The sequence below is a fragment of the Desulfitobacterium sp. genome, from assembly GCF_035539115.1.
Taxonomy (GTDB): Bacteria; Bacillota; Desulfitobacteriia; order Desulfitobacteriales; family Desulfitobacteriaceae; genus Desulfitobacterium_A.
In genome coordinates this window covers 138,417-159,303 of sequence record NZ_DATLJA010000029.1, presented here as the reverse complement: position 1 = coordinate 159,303, position 20,887 = coordinate 138,417, and the positions used below count along the sequence as shown (strand labels likewise).

The window sequence follows — 20,887 nt, the reverse complement described above, 5'->3', positions numbered from 1 at the left end:
CACCTCTAAACAAATATACAGAGCCTTTAAACAAATATACAGAGCCTTTCGTCAATGTTCTTCACACTTGTCAACCTTGTCTCATAAACTATACCAACAACGATATAATTTTTTTTAGGAGGTAGTATCATGTTTGAATTAGGAAATAGTACGTTGCCTGAATTAGAAAAGCCTCAAGAACGTCAACATGTGATCGGTAGAATAGTCGTAGTAGAATTGGCAGTTATTATTACGATTCTATTAGCAATTCTTCACGAAGTTGAAGAACTAGAGCGTAAAGATGAGAATAAGGGTTGAATAAAAAAATGTTTTAATCAACTAAGGCGCCCCGTTTTGGGACGCCTTTTTGTATATTTCTAAAATTTTGGACTTCATTTACGCAACTGGCAAATATTTGCTCATATTCAACAATATATTCTATTAGAAATAAATTTCTACCCCTATGCCCTTTTTGCGGGTTGCAACCAATTTCTTTCTCTTGAGAGGAGGAATTGGAATATGCTGAAACCGTATCAAACAATTATGGTTATTCTAGGTTCCTGTTCGCTTCTAATAAGTTTGCTAGCATTCGTCGTGCAATTAATTAAACTAAGTTCGAATTAGCATCCTTTTACCTGATTTACGTTTGACAGCAGAGCCAATTTATCTGCGAAAAATAGCTAACCTACCAAGCCGAGCTACTTTTCGCACCGAACAATATGGTTGCTTTGCCCGCATCGATAAGGACCAATATCCTTATCGAATTTTTGTTTCATACAATTTAAAGAATATGAAGCGTGTTTGAGTTCTATTCCAATAATATTTATATTCTCCATCTTCTGCGTTGTTCAGTTTATTAAAAAAGCCGTCTTTTCGGACGGCTCTACCTACTATCATCTTAACATTATTTTCTGTAATGAGACTGCCAACGTTCTACCAAAAAATTGCCCAAAAATAATCAAGACCTATCACGCCGATGAGCGCTATACTTGACTTCCATAATGTAAGGTCTAAACTCCGATTCCTTATGCGCACCATTCCACCATTTCCAAAACTCTTTACTATCCGAGTTAATAAGTTCCTGTAATCCCATGACTTTTCACCTCGAAGTTAATTTCTGTAGGTAACCTTCTAAAAATACTGGTAATTAGTAGCATCAAATTCCCGATGGCGCAATATCGCGATCGATGATGAGGACTACATGCAGGATGAGCAAAATTAAAGCCAAAGCCAAAGCCATAGCTGGATGCTTTACCCAAGGTGAATTTGACTTACTTCGCGATATCGGAAATTCGATTCGTTAAGCGAGTACTGAAGAAATTGTCGATCACGCTAATACTTTTAGGCGCGAAAGAAACCTGAATCGGAAGCACATTGTCCTGTGTCAAGCGGAACATTCGCCGCATTTTTCCCTTGCAGGCCTTTCCTCTGCCTTCTTTGCCTGATCCCCAAGCATTCTGCGGACACTCAGCACAGTGACGGAGAAACGACCAAAGCGGTTTATCTACATGTTACAAAAAACAATGAAGAAAGAGGCTTCCCAAAAGTTCAGTGAACTAATGAGAAACCACTTCTAAAAAATTCTCAATGTGAGCATTGAGAACTATCCTTTCGGTGGATGCTTTGCTGGAAACGTATCACGTCCTTTCTGAACATCATACTCCGTGTAATGTGGGTCCCTTACACTAATCGGGGATTTGGCACGTGAGACCTTTTTATGTGCTCCCATTCCATCTCCATCCTTTCCACGGAATTTGGATTTAAAGAAAACTCATTATATTTTCTGCGAGAGAGGAATTCCTTATACCTTAATTTTATTGATTAGTAATTAATGTTGGTGGTGTTCATGGTCACATACGGCATCTGTCCCTTTAAACGTTCCCTTAGCGAAAGATTGGGCGACATCTCGAATCGGACCACCGGCTCCTCTGAGAACTTCTAGCCCTGCGCTTTCTAAGCCTTGAATCGCTCCCGATCCAATTCCACCACAAATAATCGTCTCAGCACCCTTTGATTTTAAAAGTTGAGCAATTCCAGCGTGCTGATGCTCAAAACCTTGAGTATCGATTAACTCTTGGTTAAGAACCTGGCCATTTTCAATTTCAAAAATGGTAAAGGCCTGAGTACGGCCAAAGTGACCATTGACAATTTCTCCATCAGTAGGTATGGCAATTTTCTTACTCACGTTTAATTCGCTTCCTTTCACTTCATTGATGGTGTTCATCATATTATTTGATAAATATAATCTATGAGTGAAGTGGTGTCAAATGACGTTTTTAACATAGAAACTCTTGTTTTCTGTGTTAAAATCTATGTAATAAGGGGGTAGTTGGAGAATGAGATGGAATTCTCCGGTTGAGATGATCCAATCCTTGGAACAGGAAGATTACATTCTTGATGAGCAAAAAGGAACCACTTTATTTCTAGCTTTAGCATTAGAAAAACCCTGTCTGATTGAAGGGCCTGCGGGAGTGGGGAAAACTCAACTCGCTTTGGCCTTAGCAAGAGTTAGTAAGCGCCCTTTAATTCGGTTACAATGTTATGAAGGACTCGATGTTCAAAAAGCACTCTATGATTGGAATTACCGCAAACAGCTTTTACGTCTGCAAAGTGTAGATTCTGGTTGGGATGAGATTAAAGATGATCTTTACAATGAAGAATTTTTACTCGCTCGTCCCCTGCTTCAGGCGATTTTATCGCCTGAACCTGTGGTCTTACTGATTGATGAATTAGATAAGAGTGATGAAGAATTCGAAAGTTTTTTACTCGAACTCTTAGGCGAATTTCAAGTCACGATTCCTGAGCAAGGGACTTTCCGCGCTGTAACGCGCCCGATCGTGATTTTAACGAGCAATAACACTCGGGAGTTAAGTGACGCACTACGGAGACGATGTGTCCTGCTTGAACTAGACTATCCTTCGTTGTTGCGGGAAATTACGATTCTTAAAAGGAAAAATCCCGAAATAGGATCAGAATTGATTGAGGACGTTTGTCGTTTTGTGGCTCGAGTACGTAAACTTCCGTTGCGCAAATTACCAAGTGTATCCGAAAGTATTGACTTTGTTCAGGCTTTACAGGTTCTCAGACAAGAGCGCGTAGAGTTTGATCAATTATCTGGGGCGTTAAACCTTCTGCTCAAATATCCAGGTGACTTAAGAAAATTGGAAGAGCGTCTTAAAACTTGGCAACTCGAAGAATCTCGGGGAAAAGAGAGTCTGGAGTGAGAGCTATGAATTCAAAAGGGACAAAGGTGAACGGTTGGTCCCTTCTTCAGCTGATCTACGCGTTGCGGGAAGCTGGATTTGCGATATCTCTCTCTGATCTGAAAAATGTTTTAGCTTGCTTGAAACGATTTCCCGATCTTGATCTAAAGACAGTGCTGAGAGTAAATTTTATTCATCGTTCTGCGGAGAATGAACTTTTTGAGGCGATTTGGTCCATGCTGAGGCGAGAGTCCCTCGATGACTCAGATCCGAAGGAAGATGGGGTTATACCCGTACAGAGTCAGATCTCACTTGGTGGTCAAGGATTAGGACGAGGATTTGGGGGAATTAGTGTATTCCCTAATCCTACAGGTTCGGAGAGTGAGCTCGTTTCACCGCAAAACGTTCAAGCATTTCTTCAGGCTATGCCTAAGGAAATAGAAGAATTGGCCACGGAAGATCAAGTTCAGTGGGTCTTAGGGCAGATGAACCTACATCAAGTTCTTAACTCCAAAGAGCTGTCTTATCAGAGGGGCGAAATCACTGAAGAGGAATTAGACCATTTCATCACTATAAAAGCTCAATGGCAAAAGAAAATCCGTAACGAATTGCTTTGGAACCATATTCAGAAGGAAAATCAGTGGGGAATTCTCAAAACGGAGCATTGGCTTTATCGGCCTTTAGAATCTTTTAGTCAGGAAGAAAAAAATACTGTCCAACAGGCCCTTAAATTATTGGGTAAACGCTTAGCTCAACGGCCAGGATTCAGAAAAAAAGCCTCTGTTCGCGGTGAAATCAATATGCAAAGAGCCATTCAGGAGCTTATTCGGGGGCAAGGCTGTATTTTTCGCTTGGAATATCAGAAGCGTGTACCGCGAAGGCCGGAGCTTGTTGTTCTTTGCGATATTTCCAACTCAGTTCTCCCCTATTCAGAGTTTTTACTTTTCTTAGTCTCACATCTTAAGTTGCGGTTTCGCAAAGTTAGAATTTTCCTTTTTATTGATTCTCTTTGGGATGTTACGAATGAGGAGGAGTTTAGTCAAGGGGGATCCCAGAAGATTCAAGCCTGGAGTCGGCGTAACTCCTCAGGTTATTCAGATTACGGAAAAGTGTTTGCAGAGTTTCAAACCGACTGGTTGGCTGTCATCTCTTCCCAGGCTACACTCTTAATTCTTGGTGATGGGCGAAATAATTATCGTCCTGCACAAGCGGAATATTTGCAAGAAATTAATGCGAAGGTCAATCGGGTATACTGGCTGAATCCTTTGGATGAAAAAGATTGGTTCACCTCAGATAATGTTTTAAAGGAATATAAACCGTATTGCTCTGAGATTTTCCGATGCAGAACAGTTAAAGACCTTCAACTTGTAAGTCGAAAGGTTTTTTAGTGATTTAAAGTTATTTAATTAGGGTTTGCTGAACAACCCTCACTTTTGGAAAATACTTTGTTTCCGTGGCATCCTGAAAGGCCCTAAGCAGCCACGAGAAAAATGGGTTTAAAAAGACTCTTAGCCTTTTCCATAAATTCATAGACAGAAATACCATGTGAATCTGTGTTTCACATGTCTCCTGTAATCTCATCATGATACGATCCAAGGTGTATCGCCGCTTCCCGTTTCCCAATTCACCTTCCACATCGTTTCGTTCACCCGCCTCCATTCTTTCCTGACAGCACTGCTCGCGATAGATTTCCTTATCTTTGGGTGGACGACCAAGCTTCGGACCGCTTAGGTTTTATTTCGCAGTAATCCAAATTCTTTCGGATGCAATAGATCTTGTCGGCTAAGATTCTCTGGGGATAACGCCTGTCTGCGCTTTGAACCTCTCTATGCAGTCTATCAGTGTCGTACTTTCGTTGGTTAAATCAACTATTATACTAATTTATTAGAACGTAATAAAATATAAAGACCAGGTTTTATCCTGATCCTTATATCTCTTGATTTATTCTCCTGATTTATTCTATAGTCTTCCAGTAGAATCTGTTACAGTAAGTTGCCCGTTTACGATTCTATATAACCATAATAGTTGATTTAACATTCTTAATTTTAGGAGGGTACAAATATGTTAAAAAATAAATTTTCTTATATACTTATAGCAATAATCCCAGTAGCTATTATTATTTGCGTTTTTGCGCTTATTTCCTATTCATCAAGAGGTATCACTCTTTCTATTAATAATAAAACCGATGAAACTATATCAGGATTAAAAATCATATATTCAAGTTCTAATAATAATACAGAAGTTCCGGAAATACTACCAAAGAAAATGTATAAAACCAAATTGTTATTACCAAATAACTTTACTGAAGGGTCAATAAAGATATTTTATTTAGATAAACTAGGAAATGATCACGAAGAATACCTTGTAGATTATATTGAGAAAGGTTACAAAGAGCAAATAAATGTTACGGTTAATTCAGTTGATGAAAATAACGTTTTGTCCTTACAAGTTAATAAGTGATATGTTGATTCCAGTGACTATAACAGCTACAGCCTTATCTGAGGACTCTAATTTTAGGATTAATTAGGGTTTGCTGAACAGCTTCCAAGTTTTAAAACATTTAATAATCAGCCTGTCTAATAACGTTCTGAACCCATCTTAATACGAAAATGTAAAAAGGGTAAAAAAGAACCCTGAGACGATGCTCCAAGTTCATCACAATAAATTGCAGCACAATTACACTCTCCGCCGTCTCTTTTAAATGAGCCATGATTCGGGCTAAACCGTACTTTCGCTTGCCTACTCCGAATCCGCCTTCAACTGCGTTGTGTTCTCCCATGTCTTGATATTCAATACGTTCTTTGATCCTTGTTTCGCCCGCTTTCGGTCGTCCCAAACACGGACCACTCAAGCAAATACCCTCTTTCTTGCAAAAAGCTCGGTTATCTGGGTTTATCTGGGTTCCGATAGATTTGGTCTGCTAAAACGGCTTCAGGATAATAGCCAAAGCGCTTTTTGTAGTCTTCGACGGCTTGCTGCAAGTTAACACTTTCGTTAAAGGGATCCCAACTCAGCTCATCCACATAGATGTATCCGTTAACCATGCTGATCGCTACTTTGGCTCCAAATTCTGTTGCTGCCTTAGCTTTACCTCTCACGATCGGGCGAATATGAGGCTGACTGATGCTTACAATCCGGTCATCCACCTGGTGTGTTTTTAAGGTGTACATGGTTTTCTGCTGTTGATAAAGGACGCGGATGGTCTCCAAGTTTTGGGATTGGCGACGACTTAAGACCCCATGGCCTTCTAGACTCAGCAGTTGATCCATGGTTTTTGAGTTTCTTCCCACATATCCAAGTTGTTTACCGATGGCTTTGCGAATGACTTTCGTATGGGTTTTTCGACCAAATACTGCTTGCGAGCCTTTTTGCGATAAGTGCGAGGTTTCTTCTTGAGCCCGAGATTAACATGGTACAAGGTATCGATCATCGTTTCTGTTTTTTCTCTCGCTTCATTCAGCAAAGAGAGATCCGTTGGATAACGAACATCTGCTGGCGCACACGTTGCATCGAGAAGCAGTTTTCCTTTGTGAGTTGGCTTTCTCGTGGTTTCCGGGCTTTCATCTTGACTGCCGCCTGAAACGAGCAATTCTCCAGGATCTTGAGGATCTTGGAGAATTGCTCGTTTCAGGCTTTCCAGGTTCTTGAAAATTCTTGTTTCCGTTTTCAGGTTCAGTTTCAGTTTCAGTTTCAGCTTGTGTATCCGGCTGATAAATCATTTCGTTGATGGCGATCAGGTTAAGCGCTTGCGAAAATGAACCATCAGAGACGGGTCAAAAGGATCTTTACGATCTTAATAGCGTTCTAAACCGATAAAAAACTGCAAATACGGGTTCTCCTTGATTTGTTCAACCGTTTCTCGATCGGAAAAGCCACATTTTTCTTTGATAAGAAGCGATCCCAGCGCCATCCGAAGGGGTTTCGCTTCGGTTCCTGTATCGGACGGAAAAAGTTGAGCATAGGTCTTTTCGATCTCTTCCCAAGGAATAAGCTGTGACAACTTAACCCAGCGATTGTCCGGATTGAGTTTTCCCTCAAAAGGTAAGACGAAATCTTCTATTCTCATTTGACCATTCGGTAGACGGTACATGGTGATCCTCCTAACCTGAATTGCGATATTTCCTTGCATTAGAATTCGACATAAGGCCCTAGAAACCTTGTTAATTTAGGATTCATCAGCTGTTCATCAAGCCTAATTATTTTCCAAAGGCGCAATGAGGATAGGTACATTCTGGACATTCTAAACATAATCCCCCATGCCCATATTGAGCAATATCCTTACGAGTTAACCGTTCGCCCGTTAAGATTCGGGTTGCGACTAAATCAAAGACTGTAGTCCGGGAATACATCACACAGCCAGGCAACCCCATAACTGGGATCCCGTCAAAATAAGCTAACAGAAACATAGCTCCAGGTAAAACTGGGGCACCATAGGTTACGATTTCAGCACCCAGGCCACGGATGGCTGTCGGGGTAACATCGTCTGGATCAACAGACATACCGCCCGTAACGAAAATCATTTCTGCCCCTTGGCGAAGATGTTCGTGAATCTGGCCCTGAATCATGGATATATCATCATCGGCAAAGCTTTGTCCGATGATAACTGAACCCCACTTCTCCGCTTTTGAACGGAGTACGGGACCGAATTTGTCCTGAATTCGACCGTGGTAGACCTCGCTCCCAGTAGTTACAATTCCAATTTTATGAGATTTCAGGGGACGAATCTGTAAAATAGGTTCTGAATACTCACGCGCAATGCGTTCCGCTTCCAGAATGATTTTTTCATCGACCATGAGGGGAACGACTCGAGTACCAGCGATTTTCTCTCCTTTTTTGACAGGACGGAAATTATGGAGCGTAGCCAAAACGACATATTCAAGAGAGTTCAGAGCCAAAATCGTTTCTTCGGAAACGTAGAGTAACCCATCTTTCTCGGCAACCATATTGATTTTTCCCTCTTTGGTTTCCGATAAGGAGAGCCCGGAACCGGTTACTGCTTTAGCCAATCGTTCAGCAGCCTCATCTTCATGAATAAGTCCTAGAGTGTGATCCCATACATAAATATGCTCTTTTCCCATGCTTAAAAGGATTGGGATATCTTCTTCCTGAACAATATGACCTTTGCGAAAGCGGGGACCTTTGCTTTTCCCAGGAATAATTTGAGTCATATCATGCATGAGCACGGTTCCAACAGCATCCTCGACGCGAATCTTTTCCACGCTAAAAAACCTCCTTTTCGTTATGGAAGGCTTATTCATTTCTAAATAAACCCCGGTTTCAGAAATTCTGAAACGGCCTAGCACCATGGAAAAACTTTAGGTCTCTAGGCTCGGCTTTAATATTATAACATGAATTTAGGTATTAATTATAGTGATAAAAACAAGAGGGGTTCTTCCCCTCTTGTTTGCTCGTCTATGGTTTATGGTTTTCTCAATAAGGCCAGGGATAGGTTTCAATTCCGTTATTAACCACGCAGTTCCGAGCAGCAAAACCTCCAAGGAATAAAGCGATAGTTAGAGCTAGCATAGCCCAAGTCAAAGTAGCACCTGTAAAAAATAAGTAAGCACTTAGAACCAAAGGAAATAAAACACCTACCACAGGATAGAGTAAAATGAAACGGGGAGTCTTTAACATACGGTGCATACCCTCTTTAGCTTCGATGGGGCCATTATGGGTATGTTCGAGATAGGCTAAGGAAATAGCAAAGGTTAAAGCAGTTAAGGCAAATATTCCGCCGAGAAAAGTCGTGTAAAGTGTACCTACTGGGCTAAAAAGCGCTCCCAGATAAGCGATGGCTAAAGAGAAAGAAGTTATGAGATAAAGAAGTGGAAGGGCCGGTGTATGCCAAAGCGGAATTGCAGCCGGAGCAGCAAGTAAGCCAGCGGAGATGATGGGGAACAAGAATCCGGAAATAGCAGCTATTAAGCCAAAAAAGACTTGATAAGGTGCCAGCAAACTAGCTAAACCACTGAATATACTATAGTTGGAGAATTCGGGAATCACGAAGAGAATTCCAAATACGAAGTTGAGAATAATTAACACAACGTCCCAAGAGATTCCGGACTTGGTTACGTTATTCAAGGAGTAAATCGCATTGAGCGGGCGTTCTAAATCAAAAAAGATCAGGAAAACACCGGCAATGGCGAATAATACGAGCCCACTCAGAGTTGCCAATCGGATCATCGGAACAGTTGCTGCAAAGAAATGAAATATATAGGATAAAGTGATTAATGCGCCGCCCAAGCCGCCGAAAAACAGATAGACGCCTACCGGCCATTCATAGCCTTCTTGGCGTTCAGGATGCATCGGATTTGCCATGGATTATTCCCCCCTTAATAAATATAATAAACACGCGGTTCAGTACCGAGATCAGGACGGAGTGGTTTGGCCAAACCAGAAGAGACTGCTTTGGCTACTGCGCTCGTTGGATCGTCCAAATCGCCAACCATTCGGGAAGTGGTGGGACAGGTGCTGACACAGGCGGGTTCCATCCCACGGGCTATCCGGTCTTGGCAAAAAGTACACTTGTCAATATGCACTTTTGTATGTTGAGCATTATCACCATAGATTTCTTTATCTTGCTGCACGTCCTCTTTGCTATAAACATAGCGCGCACCATACGGGCAAGCTGCTATACATGCTTTACACCCAAGACAGGTATCATAATTGACCAAGATGAAGCCATCATCAGTTTTAAAGGTTGCTTTGGTTGGGCAGACCGTCATGCAGGCCGGTTCTTTACAATGCATACATATGGTTGGGACAAAGTGCCGACCAGTATTAGGGTACTGGCCGACTTGAATATCTTTGACAGTAGTCCGCCATTTATTGGACCAATACGGGGTTTGATTTTCTAAGGCGCATGCTGCACTACAGGCCTGACAGCCCACACAGGAACGCAGATCGATGACCATGCCATAGCGTGTCATGTTTTTTCCTCCTTACTTTGTTACGCGAACAGTGAACTCTTGGCTCCGAAATGCACTCACAATGGGCTCAACTTGATAGGGAATCAGCTTATTGATAGCTGTTCCGACTCCAGCAGCGGTTTTCAATAGTGGGTTTTCAGTTCCGAAGGATGAAGACATAAACACGGTATCGGGACGGACCATCTCGGTAACAAAGGCTTTGATTTGAGCTTTTTGTCCACTCACCAAGTTTTCAACCGTGACGGTATCGCCTGTTTTAATATTCAACAGGGTTGCTTTTTGGGGGTTTATCCATAAGCCCATAAACTCGTCTTCTTTAACCTTGGATAGAGCCATGAGGATGGGGTTATTTGCATTCGTGGATGCATATGATATCGTTGGCGTTTTTCCATAAACGAAATTGAATTCATCCGGCTTTTTCGCTTGGTTAACTTGCGGAGGAATGTAAACGAGCCCCGGATCCCAGTTCGGGTGATAGCCTTGTTGCATAGTGAAGCCAGCAAGCATCAAGGAATAGATTTCAATCCGTCCAGAAGGAGTAGGTACCGGTAAATCTTTAGCTATTGTTGCATGCTCCCTCATTTTACTGGCGGACTCGATGACAAGCACTCCTTTTTCGCGAAGGGTTTGTTCGAGCTTATCCGCTGTCATTCCCAAGTTCTTGGCATGTTCCTCAAAGGAGACATTCCGCAGGGCTTGAGTATAAGTTTGCTGACCTTTAACTGCTTTGCCAATCTCTTCTTGGAGAGCCTTAAGATTCATACCATTGAGTTCGCTAATCGTTTGAACTAAACGATCAGTCATTCCGAAGCCTTGGGCGAACCCAAAAAGAATGTCCGCAGTCCCTTTTGTATTTGGGTTAGGCTCAACTGCACTAAACCGAGTGGTAAGGGTATGGTCCGTGGAGGGGCCTGCTCCAGAAAGAATATAGCGTTTCTTGGGGTTTTTCGCGAACGACAAAAATGGCCATTTTTTGTTGATTATATTCACTAATCACTTTAATGGTCGGCATAGGGATCATTTTCTTGGGTTTACCCCTATACCCCGGGCAGGTAACATAATATCATCTCATTACGCATTCCAGTCATAACTCTTATAGAGTGCTTGTACCAGGGCTTCCGAAGATCGAAATTACACATAACATTCATCCTCAGAATGATACCCTTTAATAACGGGAAAAAACATTAATGTTTAAAGAGGTTTTAGATAATCTTAGACGAACTTTACTTTAAAGCAAGTATAAAGATAAAAGGAGATAATATTAGAATATGTCGAATAACGGAAATCAGTTCGATCAGCTCATTACTAATTCTACATGGGATCAGCTTCCTCCAAGCTTTTGGGAACTCTGCCAATCCCAAGGACGTATTCGTCGTTATACTTCAAAACAGTACTTATTTTTTTCGGGGGAAGAAGCCAGTTCAGCTTTCTTTCTTCTTAAAGGGAGAATTGAGTTCCTTTTAACGAGTGAATTTACGGAAAAAATCTTCCGGGTTGTTCAAACTCCTACTTTCTTTCCAGAAGTCATTCTCGATGGGAAAACATATCCCTATGCCGCTTTAGCTGTTGAAAATTCGGAGGTCTTGGTCCTGAATAAGAAAATCCTGCTCCATTATCTTAAAGAAAATCCTCAGGCTCTGATGGCGTTTTATCAGAGTATGGCTTTGGATTTAAGGCGTGCTTATCGTCAAATCAAGAATGTGGCACTTGGCGATGCGCGTTCACGTCTTGGCGCTAAACTTTTTTCCTTAGCCCATGTTCATGGTCAGGTTGTTGAAGATGGAATTTTAATTGCTATTCCTCTTTCAACGACTGAACTTGCAGGAATGTGTAGTTTAGCTCGCGAATCTGTGAGTAGAATCCTTAGTGAATTGAAGGAACTCGGGATTATCGAAGTGGAGCATAAGAAAATTAAGATCTTAAACCTAGAGGAACTAAGAAAATGGGTTCATGAACGGTTGGGTTCATGAACCCATTTTCTTCGACCAAGAAAGTGGCTAAATCGCTCTTCGGTTAACCCTTCAGTACAATAATCGTTCAGAATTTGCACTAGCCAATCCTTTGCTTCCTTGTCAGTTGTGACTCGACTCACAAATTTCGCCAATTGGGGATGCCTTCCTAAGCGCCCACCCAAACTGAGAATCCAACCTGATTCTTGCGGAACGATCTTTTCAGTTAGACAGTTACGAATGCATTCTCCACACGATACGCAAAGATCAGTGTCGATAACGATTACGTCATTTTCCCAGGTAATCGCTTTTTCCAGACAAACGGATACGCACGTTTGACATCCAGAGCAAGAATTATCGGAAAGTTGAGGAGTTACGAAACCAGTTAGGCTGATATCTTTAATTTGGGGTCGAGAACATGCATTGGGACATCCCGCTAGCCCAATCTTAAGGATATGGTGAAAAAGAAAGGGCTTAAAACGTTTTTTAAGTATTGCATCCAGGTTAAGATTCTGGAGAGCTAATTCAAGATCTTGAGCTAAATCTGCCCAATCCATGGCAGCTTTTGGGCAATGTTCACGACATTGCTCAAAAGAATAAGCCTGATGTGTATCCATGTATACCTCCGTATCTTTTACTCTATCAAAATTTTAACAAGAATAATTGAAAGAGTATGTGTTTTAGGTCACACCTTCCCTGAAAACTTATAAATAAATAATAAGCACTTCAAAACCTTGATATATCTGCTAGCCCTCAACAAACTTTCAGATAATCCTCAGGTATCTTTCAGTTTCTAGCTATATAATAGCATAGTAGAAAACGTTATCATGCATCTGGAAAGGAGTAAACATAGTATTAATAAATTAAGAAAAGGAGATTTGGGTATAACTAGTGGAGCAACGTTCATGGCAATTTATACTTCTTTGGCAATGAAATCATAATTTAAAATTTAACCTGTTTTTTGAGAAAGGAAATAAAATCATATGAAACTTAAAAGAAAAGAAAGTTCCAAACATCCTATCAGTTCAATTGTATTATATATTGTAGCTATATTAGTAACTCTTATCGCAATTGCGTTTTTGGTAAATAATGTTTTATTATTCAAAAATAGTGTTGCTCAATATGTAGCTCAAGGCTATCCTTCAGCTGAAGTTGTTAAGCAATTAATACCAAATCAACTGCTCCCAGGAATATTTGAGCCAATCGCGGTTTATGGTGGTATTGCTTTTATTTTATTTGCAACGGGCATAATAAATCAAAAGGTCTCAAAATGCTTAACGGTGTTAGCTAAGCCTGAAGTTAGCGCTTTGGGTACTGATGCTACTGAACAAGTAGAAGCTGTTGAAGAAATTAGTAAAGTTCCTAACGAAACCGAACAGTCACCAGAAAATAAGTAGACAACGCTCTTCAGCTATCTCCTGAAACCCTTGCAAGTCAAGGGTTTCATTTTTTAGTGTTAAGCAATGTTAATATGGAATTATTAGCAAGCAGATAGAAAATGCCCTCCTTCCGACTAGAAAATTTTCCTTCAAAAATCGTAACCCTGAAAATATAAAATCAGGCATCTCAGATTAACTGATATGCCTGATTTAGCATGTTTCAAAAATTAATGGTGCGCCACCACGGGTTCGAACCGTGGACCTGCCGATTAAGAGTCGGATGCTCTACCAGCTGAGCTAGTGGCGCTCGTTGAGACAACGTTATTAGTATACAAGTTTCTTTATCAAAATTCAAGCATTTTCGACAATTTATTTTGGGCCAGCAGAAGCATCAAAGATTACAAGTTAATAGGTCCTTCAAGCAAAGCGACGAGAAGATTAACGGCTGCTTCAACATCTTTACTATCAATCATTTCTGAAGGGCTATGGACATAACGCGTTGGAATGGAAAGTACTCCAGCTGGAATTCCACCTTTGGTCAGATGGATAGCTCCTGAGTCTGTGCCCCCAAATTCGAGAACTTCAAATTGATAAGGAATTTTATACTTTTCAGCCGTAGTAGTCATCCACTGTTTGATCTGTGGGGGAGTAATCATGGAATGATCAAATACTTTGATGGCCACACCATTTCCAAGTTTAACCTCCATGGGATGGGCTTTAGGCGTATCGCCGGTTAGGGTTACATCAACGGCAATGGCGACATCGGGATCAAGGGCAAAGGCTGCAGTTTGAGCTCCTCTAAGCCCTACTTCCTCTTGAACAGTAAAAGCGAAGGAGAGTTCATGTTCTGTCTGAACCCGTTTCAGGGCTTCAATTGCAACAAAACAACCGACCCGATTATCTAAGGCTTTCGAGAGAATACGTGAGCCAGAGTGGACCAATTCTCCGGTAAAAACTGCACTGTCACCGATCTGGACGATTTGCTCAGCTTCTTCTTGATTAGCCGCACCAATATCGAGATAGAGTCTGGAGAGCTTTAAATCGGAAGGCTTATCAAGTTTCTCCATGCTGATGATGCCGGTACGTCCGTTTTGAAATTGGACACGGCGATGCGGAAGTTCAGCAACATGAACTCCACCCACGGTTGTAAATCGCAAGAACCCGTTTTCATCGATATGAGTAATCATGACCCCGATTTCATCCATGTGGGTGGCAATCATGATTTTTTTTCCGCTTCCCTTGCGAATGGCAATGAGGTTACCGAGTTTATCCTGAGTGAGCGAATCACAATAAGGCTGAATGACTGCTGCAATCTTCTCGGAAATCCCCTTCTCAGCCCCAGAAGGACCATAGGCTTGACTTAGACGTTCTAATAAGGTGTAATCCGGCAAATTTTGTGCGTTGGACATTTTTAAAGTCCTCCTTCATCCTGCTAAAATTTAAAATGATCAGGAATGGCTTGAAGAATTTCTTCAACAAGTTGAATTGTATGGTCGATATCTTCTTGTTTGACCAAGGAAACACTTGAATGAATATAACGACAGGGAACACTAATCGACAAGGTCGGAATTCCTTCCCGGCTAGAATGGATCTTCCCCGCGTCATTATCGCCTCTACTATCCCGCCGAAACTGAAACGGAATCCCCTTCTCCTTGGCTAAGTTCACAACTTGTCGAATAAGCTGGGGATTGTAAAGCGTGGTGCGGTCCTGGATGGAGATGGCCGGACCCTTACCGAGTTCTGTAACCCAGTCCTCTTCCTCGAGATGGGCCATATCTGCTGAAATTGTTCCTTCTAAGACAAGAGCAAAGTCAGGTTTTAGATGATAAGCGGCAACCTTCGCACCCCGAAGGCCAACTTCTTCTTGAACGGTAAACGCGGCAACTAGGGCAAGATTAAAGTTCTTCTTTAGAATTTCAGTAATAATATAACAGCCTACGCGATCATCAAAAGCCTTACCTTTGAAAAACCCACTACCTAGGGATTCAAACTTAGTCATAAAATAAGCATAATCTCCTAACTTTACATGCTTATTGGCTTCTTCTTGGGATTTTGCCCCAATATCGATGTAAAGCTGTTCAAGTTTCAGTGCATGTTGACGCTCTTTCGGCTTTTGTAAATGAATTGCTTTAGCCCCAATAACCCCGTTGATACCTGAAATTTGAACAGGTTTGGAAACAAGAATCCGAGGATCGATTAGGCCAACCGAACGAAATTTCAGAAATCCATCTGGGGTAATTTCGGTAATCATCAGCGCCACTTCATCCATATGGGCCGTAAGAAGAATTTCTGGGGCAGGCTCCGAACCTTTCTTAGTGGCGATGAGATTTCCTATTTTATCAACAGAAATAGAATCAACCCAAGGTGCGATTTCTTCACGCAGTGTATCGCGAACTGCTTTTTCAGCTCCAGAAGTACCTTTTAATTCACTCAGCTTTTTTAATAACATAAGCTTCCCTCCAAGTCCTCTGGCAGGCTGGCGATGAAGTGAGCGAGCAAGAGACCAGAATTAATGACATCTTGCATATCAATGGTTTCCACTGAGGTGTGCATATACCTCAGTGGAATCGAGAGCAGACCTGTAGGAACACCTGCTTGAGCGACCTGGATCGCCCAAGCGTCTGTACCCGTCATTCCTGCAATGGGTTCAATTTGAAATGGGATACGAGCATTCTGAGCGGCCTCCGAAAGACTTTCGTAAACGCGAGGGTGGATATTTGGGCCAAGAGCTATGGCCGGCCCTTTTCCGAGTTCAATACTAACCTGCCCCATTGTGTCTGGGGTTGCTGCATGGGTAACGTCAATAGCAATGGCAAGGTCTGGATTCAAAGTATAAGCACTGGTTAAAGCCCCTCGAAGACCAATCTCCTCTTGGGTGGTAGTGACGGCAATAACATCATGGGCATGGTAAAGGCGGTGAAGTTCCTGAAGACAGATCTGCATTACGACTACACCTGCTCTGTCATCTAGGGATTTTCCGGCGATTAGCCCTCCCAATAATTCCAAGGGGCTCCGCTTGAAAGTAATGATGTCTCCAACTTGGATGACCTTTTGAATTTCTTCGTGTGTCAGACCGACATCAATGCCCATGTCCTCAATTTTTACTGCTTCATTTCCATCTTCTCCATCGCCCTGAACCAAATGAGGAGGCATCGAACCTATGACTCCGGTAATAGGCTGACGGCCATGGATGATGACCTCCTGTGAAAGAAGTGTTCGTTGATCGACGCCACCAATTGTGGTAAAGCAAAGAAACCCCCGAGGGTCGATTTTTTTAACCATTAATCCGATTTCGTCCATATGAGCTGCGAGCATTATTTTATAACGTCCTGTTTCTCCTTTTTTTAGCGCATAAATATTCCCAAATCGATCGGTCTTAACCTCTTCAGCGCTGGATTGAAATTCTTGAATAACTAAGGGAGCGATCAAACTCTCATACCCAGAGACGCCATGATGTCCAGATAGTAGCTTAAGAAACTCTTTCGCGTGCTTAACACGTTCATTTTCCATGGTATATCACCTTCCTGTCCCTCGATCTTGAAACCAGATCTATTTAAAACGTTCTTTCTCGTTGTCCTAATTCCTGCATCTCATTAATTTATGAAGCTAGAGTTATTAATAGAATATAGCCCTTCTACTTTGTAAAAGGGCTATAAATCTTGGTTCAGCACTCAAATTGTCATCAGAATTGGCACTTTGCGCGAAGTTAGTCTTTATATTTCGGGTCTAAGGCAAGATTTAAAATGGCTTGGGTATAGATTTTCGTGGTCAATACTAAATTATCAATGGAAATATATTCATCTGGGCAGTGAATTATTTCGGGTTCACCTGGTAGTGTGGGACCAAAGGCAACCCCTTGAGGCAGTACCTTAGCATAGGTCCCTCCACCGATAGCAAAAGCGTACCCCTCTCGGCCGGTGATTTCAGTATAGGCGCTTAAGAGAGATGTGACTAAAGGACTATCTTTAGGAACATAGTGAGCAGCTTGGTGCTCGTTGATTTTCACGGTAAAATTTTGAGCTGAAGCAATTTGTTGAATCGGCTGGAGTACATCCACATCTTTAAAGGTGACAGGATAACGAATATCAATGACGAAGGTTGATTTTTGAGAGGTAAGATTCATAATCCCTAAGTTTAGGGAAAGTTTGCCAGAATGTTCATCACTTAACGTGATGCCAAAGCCTTCGCCGTAAAAGCCTGTCCCTGGATGTTGGTTCAGCCAGGTGATAAGTTGACGTTCTTCAGAATTCAAGGATAAGGTTTGGAGAAAGCGTAAGGCATAAAGTACCGCGTTTTTTCCATTTTGCGGCATACTACCATGTGCACCTACGCCCTGGAAGACGAGCTCAATATTCGATGCGGTAGACTGCGGTTCAAGTCGAGCGGTTACTCCGTCGGGAAAATCGAAAGCGTTTAATTCAGCGGTGACTTCTTGAAGGTTCAAATCTTTTAAAGTGACATGGCAAAGATCAGGGACAACGTTGGCTCGTTCTCCGCCTTGGAGGAGAAGCAAGTGTGGAAATGGTGCATGCTCCTTTGACAGTTCAAGGTGTAAGATCCCTTTTTCAGCGTGGATAAGTGGAAACTCCGCATCTGGTGCAAAACCGATTTTGGGTAGATCAACCTGTCGTTTGTAATAGTCCATATCCGCCCAACCCGATTCTTCATCTGTTCCTAAGATTAGGCGCACCCGTTTATTCAAAGGAAGTCCGGCATCTTGAATTGCTTTCATGGCGAATAAGGCAGCTAAAGTTGGACCCTTGTCATCGGTAGCCCCTCGACCGTAAATTTTCCCATCGACAATTTGACCGCTAAAGGGGGGTACAGACCACCCATCTCCCTCAGGAACAACATCTAAATGTCCGAGAATTCCTAGAAGCTCCCCTTCTCCCATTTCAATTTGGCCGGCATAACCCGCAAAGTTTTGAGCCGTAAATCCTAGTTTTTCTCCAAGCGAAAGAGTCCACTCCAGGCAGTGTTGAATTCCAGGTCCGAAGGGTGCACCTGGACCGGCCTTTCCTAAATCTTTTACACTATCCAGTTGGATACAGCCTTGAACAGCAGCTATCAATTCTTCTTTTAGTTTTTCAATTGCTTGATCCAGACGCATTCTGATTCCTCCATTTTCTTTGAGCTTGTTTCAATGATTCCGCTGATGCTTCAATTATTATCCTAGCATACCCTATTCAAGCGTTGAAGTTGTATTTTTAAGGTGAACTCTCGCCTTGCATGGGATTTGTTAAATCGTTAAGTGGAGAAAACTTAATCTCCACAGTTGAGCCTTTGTTAACAACTTGGCCAGGAGCAGGAGTTTGTGATTGGGCCAGACCAGTTCCCGAGAAGTTAAAATGAAGTTCAGACTTGGCGAGGGTATCTCCGGCTTGACGGAGAGTTAAGCCAGTTAAGTCAGGAACGATTGTCTCCCCTTCCAGTGGTTGACGAACAGGAGTAACTGGTTGGGGGGCAGGGCGGGTAAACGACCCTGCCGGTAAAGTAGAGACAGCACTTTGAGTCTCTTTAGCGACAGGAATGCCATAATGCTGTAAAGCACCTTCAATGATAGCTCTAGCTATTGGACCGCCGAGAGTACCTCCTTGATGGCTATCCCCGCGTGGTGTATCGATGGTTATAAGTACGGCAATTTTGGGGTCGTCAGCTGGTGCAAAGGCAGTAAATGAGGCAATGAAATCTGTTGTTGAATATTGACCCGTTTTGGAATCCACTTTCTGGGCGGTTCCGGTTTTCCCCGCAACGCGAATGCCGGGAATCTGGGCTAGATGCCCGGTCCCTTGATTCACTACTTTTTCCAGAATCCCAGTCATTTGGTCTGCGGTTGTTTTCGAAATGACTTTCCTAATGGGTACAGGTTTATTTTGCTGAACCGTGCCATCCGGGTATACTATTTTATCGACAACGTAAGGTTTATTGAGGGTTCCCCCATTGGCAACTGCAGAAATGGCAGATAATAGTTGAATAGGAGTAACTAGGTTCGCTTGTCCGAAGGACATGGTGGCAAGATCGATCGTTCTTGCTTGATTCTGGGGCACGAGTAAGCCGCTTTCTTCCCCAGCAATATCAATTCCTGTTTTGCTCCCGAATCCAAAAGCCTTAAGATATGTATAAAAAGGGGGGATACCTAATTTCGTTCCGACTTGTGAAAGAACTACGTTATCCGAGAGTTCCATGCCTTGTGTAAAATCCAACCAACCATGGACCGTTTGATCTGAGTCCCAGTTGGTGATGACACGTGTACCCACTTTGTAATACCCTGGATCCTCAAATTTTGAATCGGGGGTTATCGCTCCTTCTTCCAAGGCAGCGGAACCAGTAATAATTTTGAAGGTGGATCCGGGTTCATAAGACATACTAATATTTAGATTCTTGCGGTTTTCTGGGTCTGTTTTGTTATAGTCATTCGGATTAAAGTTAGGGCGAGAACCCATTGCTAAGACTTTGCCAGTCATGGGATCCATAGCGAGGATCGAGATTCGATTCGCGTGTGTAGTTTTGGCTAAATCGTCAAGTTGTTGTTCAACTAAATACTGAATTGTCGAGTCTAGGGTCAACGTTAAGTCGGCTCCTTTTTGAGGTGTTTGAGTATTATGGAGGGTTTCCAACACGGACGATAATCCGGAATCTTGTTGCTGCGAGGCGTAGCCGGGAGTTCCGTATAGTTCTTTATCATAGTAATATTCAAGCCCTTCGGCTCCATGCCCGGAGAGATTGACAATTCCCAAGACAGCAGATGCAAGGGTATCCATGGGATAAGCACGTTTCTGTTCATCGTTAAAGCCGACTCCAGGAATCTTTAAGGCCTGAATTTGATCGACTTTAGTTAATTCAACCTGATGGGCAAGGCTGACACTAGCGAGATCTTGATTCAGCTTGTTGAGGATATCTGCGCTTTTTAAGCCAAGAATATCTCCGAGTTTAATGGAAATGTCTTCTTTATTATAATTCTTACCATCGGAGATTAAAGTATTTAGAGTCCTTGGGTCCGCATAGACTTCTTTGACAGGTACACTTTGGGCAAGCACATGCCCTTGAGCATCCAAGATTTGTCCTCGTTCCGGCTGGAGGCTTTGATCTTGTGTACGTCGTTCAATTCCGACAGCCTTAAGGTTTGATGCCTGAACAACTTGCAGACTGAACAGTTTTCCGACAACGACTAGGATTAGTACAACTAAAAATAAGTAAACAACTTTTTCGCGTCTAAAGTATCCCTTAAATCGTGAGCGTTTTTTGGGGGTCTTCACAGTTTGTCCCACTCTCTCTCAAATACCATTTAATCTAGCAACTAGAAGCCACTATCCAACTCAATTATAGCATGTTCTGAAGGAAGGAAGAAAGAAGAAAAATAAGAAGCTCAGTTTTCTTAACTATCGATGATACCAAGAATACTACCTCGATAACACCTCGCTAAGAAAACGTGAGCTTCGATTCTATTT

20 protein-coding genes, 1 tRNA gene, 2 pseudogenes and 1 riboswitch are annotated in these 20,887 nt (G+C 42.2%); of the genes and pseudogenes, 7 read left to right on the top strand and 16 right to left on the bottom strand.

Going from position 1 to position 20,887, the window contains the following annotated elements; translation table 11 throughout:
• Nucleotides 1-129: 129 nt before the first annotated feature.
• The gene (locus tag VM640_RS05815) at nt 130-297 is read left to right on the top strand and encodes a hypothetical protein (protein WP_325390474.1); all 168 of its coding nucleotides are present in this window, start codon (nt 130-132) and stop codon (nt 295-297) included.
• A gap of 13 nt (nt 298-310) precedes the next feature.
• Here VM640_RS05815 and VM640_RS05810 read toward each other — a convergent pair whose 3' ends face one another.
• The gene (locus tag VM640_RS05810) at nt 311-520 is read right to left on the bottom strand and encodes a hypothetical protein (RefSeq protein WP_325390473.1); all 210 of its coding nucleotides are present in this window, start codon (nt 518-520) and stop codon (nt 311-313) included.
• Here VM640_RS05810 and VM640_RS17155 point away from each other — a divergent pair.
• Nucleotides 499-603, top strand: a complete 105-nt coding sequence (locus VM640_RS17155) for a putative holin-like toxin (RefSeq protein ID WP_414647913.1) — start codon at nt 499-501, stop codon at nt 601-603. The two genes, VM640_RS05810 and VM640_RS17155, sit on opposite strands and share 22 nt — an antisense overlap.
• 979 nt (nt 604-1,582) lie before the next feature.
• Here VM640_RS17155 and VM640_RS05805 read toward each other — a convergent pair.
• The gene (locus VM640_RS05805) at nt 1,583-1,708 is read right to left on the bottom strand and encodes a hypothetical protein (protein ID WP_325390472.1); all 126 of its coding nucleotides are present in this window, start codon (nt 1,706-1,708) and stop codon (nt 1,583-1,585) included.
• A 99-nt stretch (nt 1,709-1,807) separates the two neighbouring features.
• Nucleotides 1,808-2,164 (bottom strand): NifB/NifX family molybdenum-iron cluster-binding protein, encoded by a 357-nt coding sequence (locus VM640_RS05800; RefSeq protein WP_325390471.1) that lies wholly within the window; start codon nt 2,162-2,164, stop codon nt 1,808-1,810.
• Nucleotides 2,165-2,315: 151 nt separating this feature from the next.
• Between VM640_RS05800 and VM640_RS05795 the strand changes: the two genes are divergently transcribed.
• A complete protein-coding gene (locus VM640_RS05795) occupies nt 2,316-3,203 on the top strand; it encodes an AAA family ATPase (protein WP_325390470.1) in 888 nt (295 codons plus the stop codon).
• 5 nt (nt 3,204-3,208) lie between these two features.
• A complete protein-coding gene (locus tag VM640_RS05790) occupies nt 3,209-4,570 on the top strand; it encodes a VWA domain-containing protein (protein WP_325390469.1) in 1,362 nt (453 codons plus the stop codon).
• Nucleotides 4,571-4,580: 10 nt separating this feature from the next.
• On the opposite strand, the pseudogene VM640_RS17150 reads toward VM640_RS05790, so the two are convergent.
• A pseudogene (locus tag VM640_RS17150) lies at nt 4,581-4,901 on the bottom strand (transposase); the annotation flags it as partial.
• A 342-nt stretch (nt 4,902-5,243) separates the two neighbouring features.
• Here VM640_RS17150 and VM640_RS05785 point away from each other — a divergent pair.
• Nucleotides 5,244-5,642 (top strand): hypothetical protein, encoded by a 399-nt coding sequence (locus tag VM640_RS05785; RefSeq protein ID WP_325390468.1) that lies wholly within the window; start codon nt 5,244-5,246, stop codon nt 5,640-5,642.
• Between the two features lie 100 nt (nt 5,643-5,742).
• Here the strand turns inward: VM640_RS05785 and VM640_RS05780 are convergent.
• From VM640_RS05780 to VM640_RS05760, 5 genes and pseudogenes are all read right to left on the bottom strand, one after another.
• Nucleotides 5,743-7,272: pseudogene (locus VM640_RS05780) on the bottom strand (IS5 family transposase).
• 106 nt (nt 7,273-7,378) lie between these two features.
• Nucleotides 7,379-8,401, bottom strand: coding sequence for a molybdopterin-binding protein (locus VM640_RS05775; protein WP_325390467.1), 1,023 nt, complete (start codon nt 8,399-8,401; stop codon nt 7,379-7,381).
• A riboswitch (molybdenum cofactor riboswitch) is annotated at nt 8,396-8,529 on the bottom strand. (Overlaps the previous gene by 6 nt.)
• Before the next feature lie 83 nt (nt 8,530-8,612).
• Complete coding sequence (gene nrfD, locus VM640_RS05770; protein ID WP_325390466.1) at nt 8,613-9,500, bottom strand: NrfD/PsrC family molybdoenzyme membrane anchor subunit; 888 nt, start codon at nt 9,498-9,500, stop codon at nt 8,613-8,615.
• 14 nt (nt 9,501-9,514) lie between these two features.
• Nucleotides 9,515-10,111: a 4Fe-4S dicluster domain-containing protein gene (locus tag VM640_RS05765; protein WP_325390465.1), complete on the bottom strand. Its 597-nt coding sequence runs from the start codon at nt 10,109-10,111 to the stop codon at nt 9,515-9,517.
• Nucleotides 10,112-10,123: 12 nt separating this feature from the next.
• Complete coding sequence (locus VM640_RS05760) at nt 10,124-11,071, bottom strand: molybdopterin dinucleotide binding domain-containing protein (protein ID WP_325390464.1); 948 nt, start codon at nt 11,069-11,071, stop codon at nt 10,124-10,126.
• A gap of 308 nt (nt 11,072-11,379) precedes the next feature.
• Between VM640_RS05760 and VM640_RS05755 the strand changes: the two genes are divergently transcribed.
• Nucleotides 11,380-12,081, top strand: a complete 702-nt coding sequence (locus VM640_RS05755) for a Crp/Fnr family transcriptional regulator (protein WP_325390463.1) — start codon at nt 11,380-11,382, stop codon at nt 12,079-12,081.
• Here the strand turns inward: VM640_RS05755 and VM640_RS05750 are convergent.
• Complete coding sequence (locus VM640_RS05750) at nt 12,060-12,677, bottom strand: 4Fe-4S dicluster domain-containing protein (protein ID WP_325390462.1); 618 nt, start codon at nt 12,675-12,677, stop codon at nt 12,060-12,062. The two genes, VM640_RS05755 and VM640_RS05750, sit on opposite strands and share 22 nt — an antisense overlap.
• A 366-nt stretch (nt 12,678-13,043) precedes the next feature.
• Here VM640_RS05750 and VM640_RS05745 point away from each other — a divergent pair, with 366 nt between their 5' ends.
• Nucleotides 13,044-13,457: a hypothetical protein gene (locus VM640_RS05745; RefSeq protein WP_325390461.1), complete on the top strand. Its 414-nt coding sequence runs from the start codon at nt 13,044-13,046 to the stop codon at nt 13,455-13,457.
• 213 nt (nt 13,458-13,670) lie between these two features.
• Here VM640_RS05745 and VM640_RS05740 read toward each other — a convergent pair.
• The 6 genes from VM640_RS05740 to VM640_RS05715 all read right to left on the bottom strand — a co-directional run bounded on the left by VM640_RS05740 (nt 13,671) and on the right by VM640_RS05715 (nt 20,695).
• Nucleotides 13,671-13,746, bottom strand: a tRNA-Lys gene (locus VM640_RS05740).
• A 91-nt stretch (nt 13,747-13,837) separates the two neighbouring features.
• Nucleotides 13,838-14,848 carry a M42 family metallopeptidase gene (locus VM640_RS05735; RefSeq protein ID WP_325390460.1) on the bottom strand — a complete coding sequence of 337 codons (1,011 nt, stop codon included), beginning with the start codon at nt 14,846-14,848 and terminating at the stop codon, nt 13,838-13,840.
• Between the two features lie 23 nt (nt 14,849-14,871).
• Entirely contained in the window at nt 14,872-15,888 is a 1,017-nt protein-coding gene (locus VM640_RS05730) for a M42 family metallopeptidase (protein ID WP_325390459.1), read from the bottom strand.
• The gene (locus VM640_RS05725; protein WP_325390458.1) at nt 15,879-16,949 is read right to left on the bottom strand and encodes a M42 family metallopeptidase; all 1,071 of its coding nucleotides are present in this window, start codon (nt 16,947-16,949) and stop codon (nt 15,879-15,881) included. The genes VM640_RS05730 and VM640_RS05725 overlap by 10 nt, the downstream gene beginning before the upstream one ends.
• A gap of 196 nt (nt 16,950-17,145) precedes the next feature.
• Nucleotides 17,146-18,549 (bottom strand): dipeptidase PepV, encoded by a 1,404-nt coding sequence (gene pepV / locus VM640_RS05720; protein WP_325390457.1) that lies wholly within the window; start codon nt 18,547-18,549, stop codon nt 17,146-17,148.
• Nucleotides 18,550-18,646: 97 nt separating this feature from the next.
• Complete coding sequence (locus VM640_RS05715; RefSeq protein WP_325390456.1) at nt 18,647-20,695, bottom strand: penicillin-binding protein; 2,049 nt, start codon at nt 20,693-20,695, stop codon at nt 18,647-18,649.
• Nucleotides 20,696-20,887: the final 192 nt, after the last annotated feature.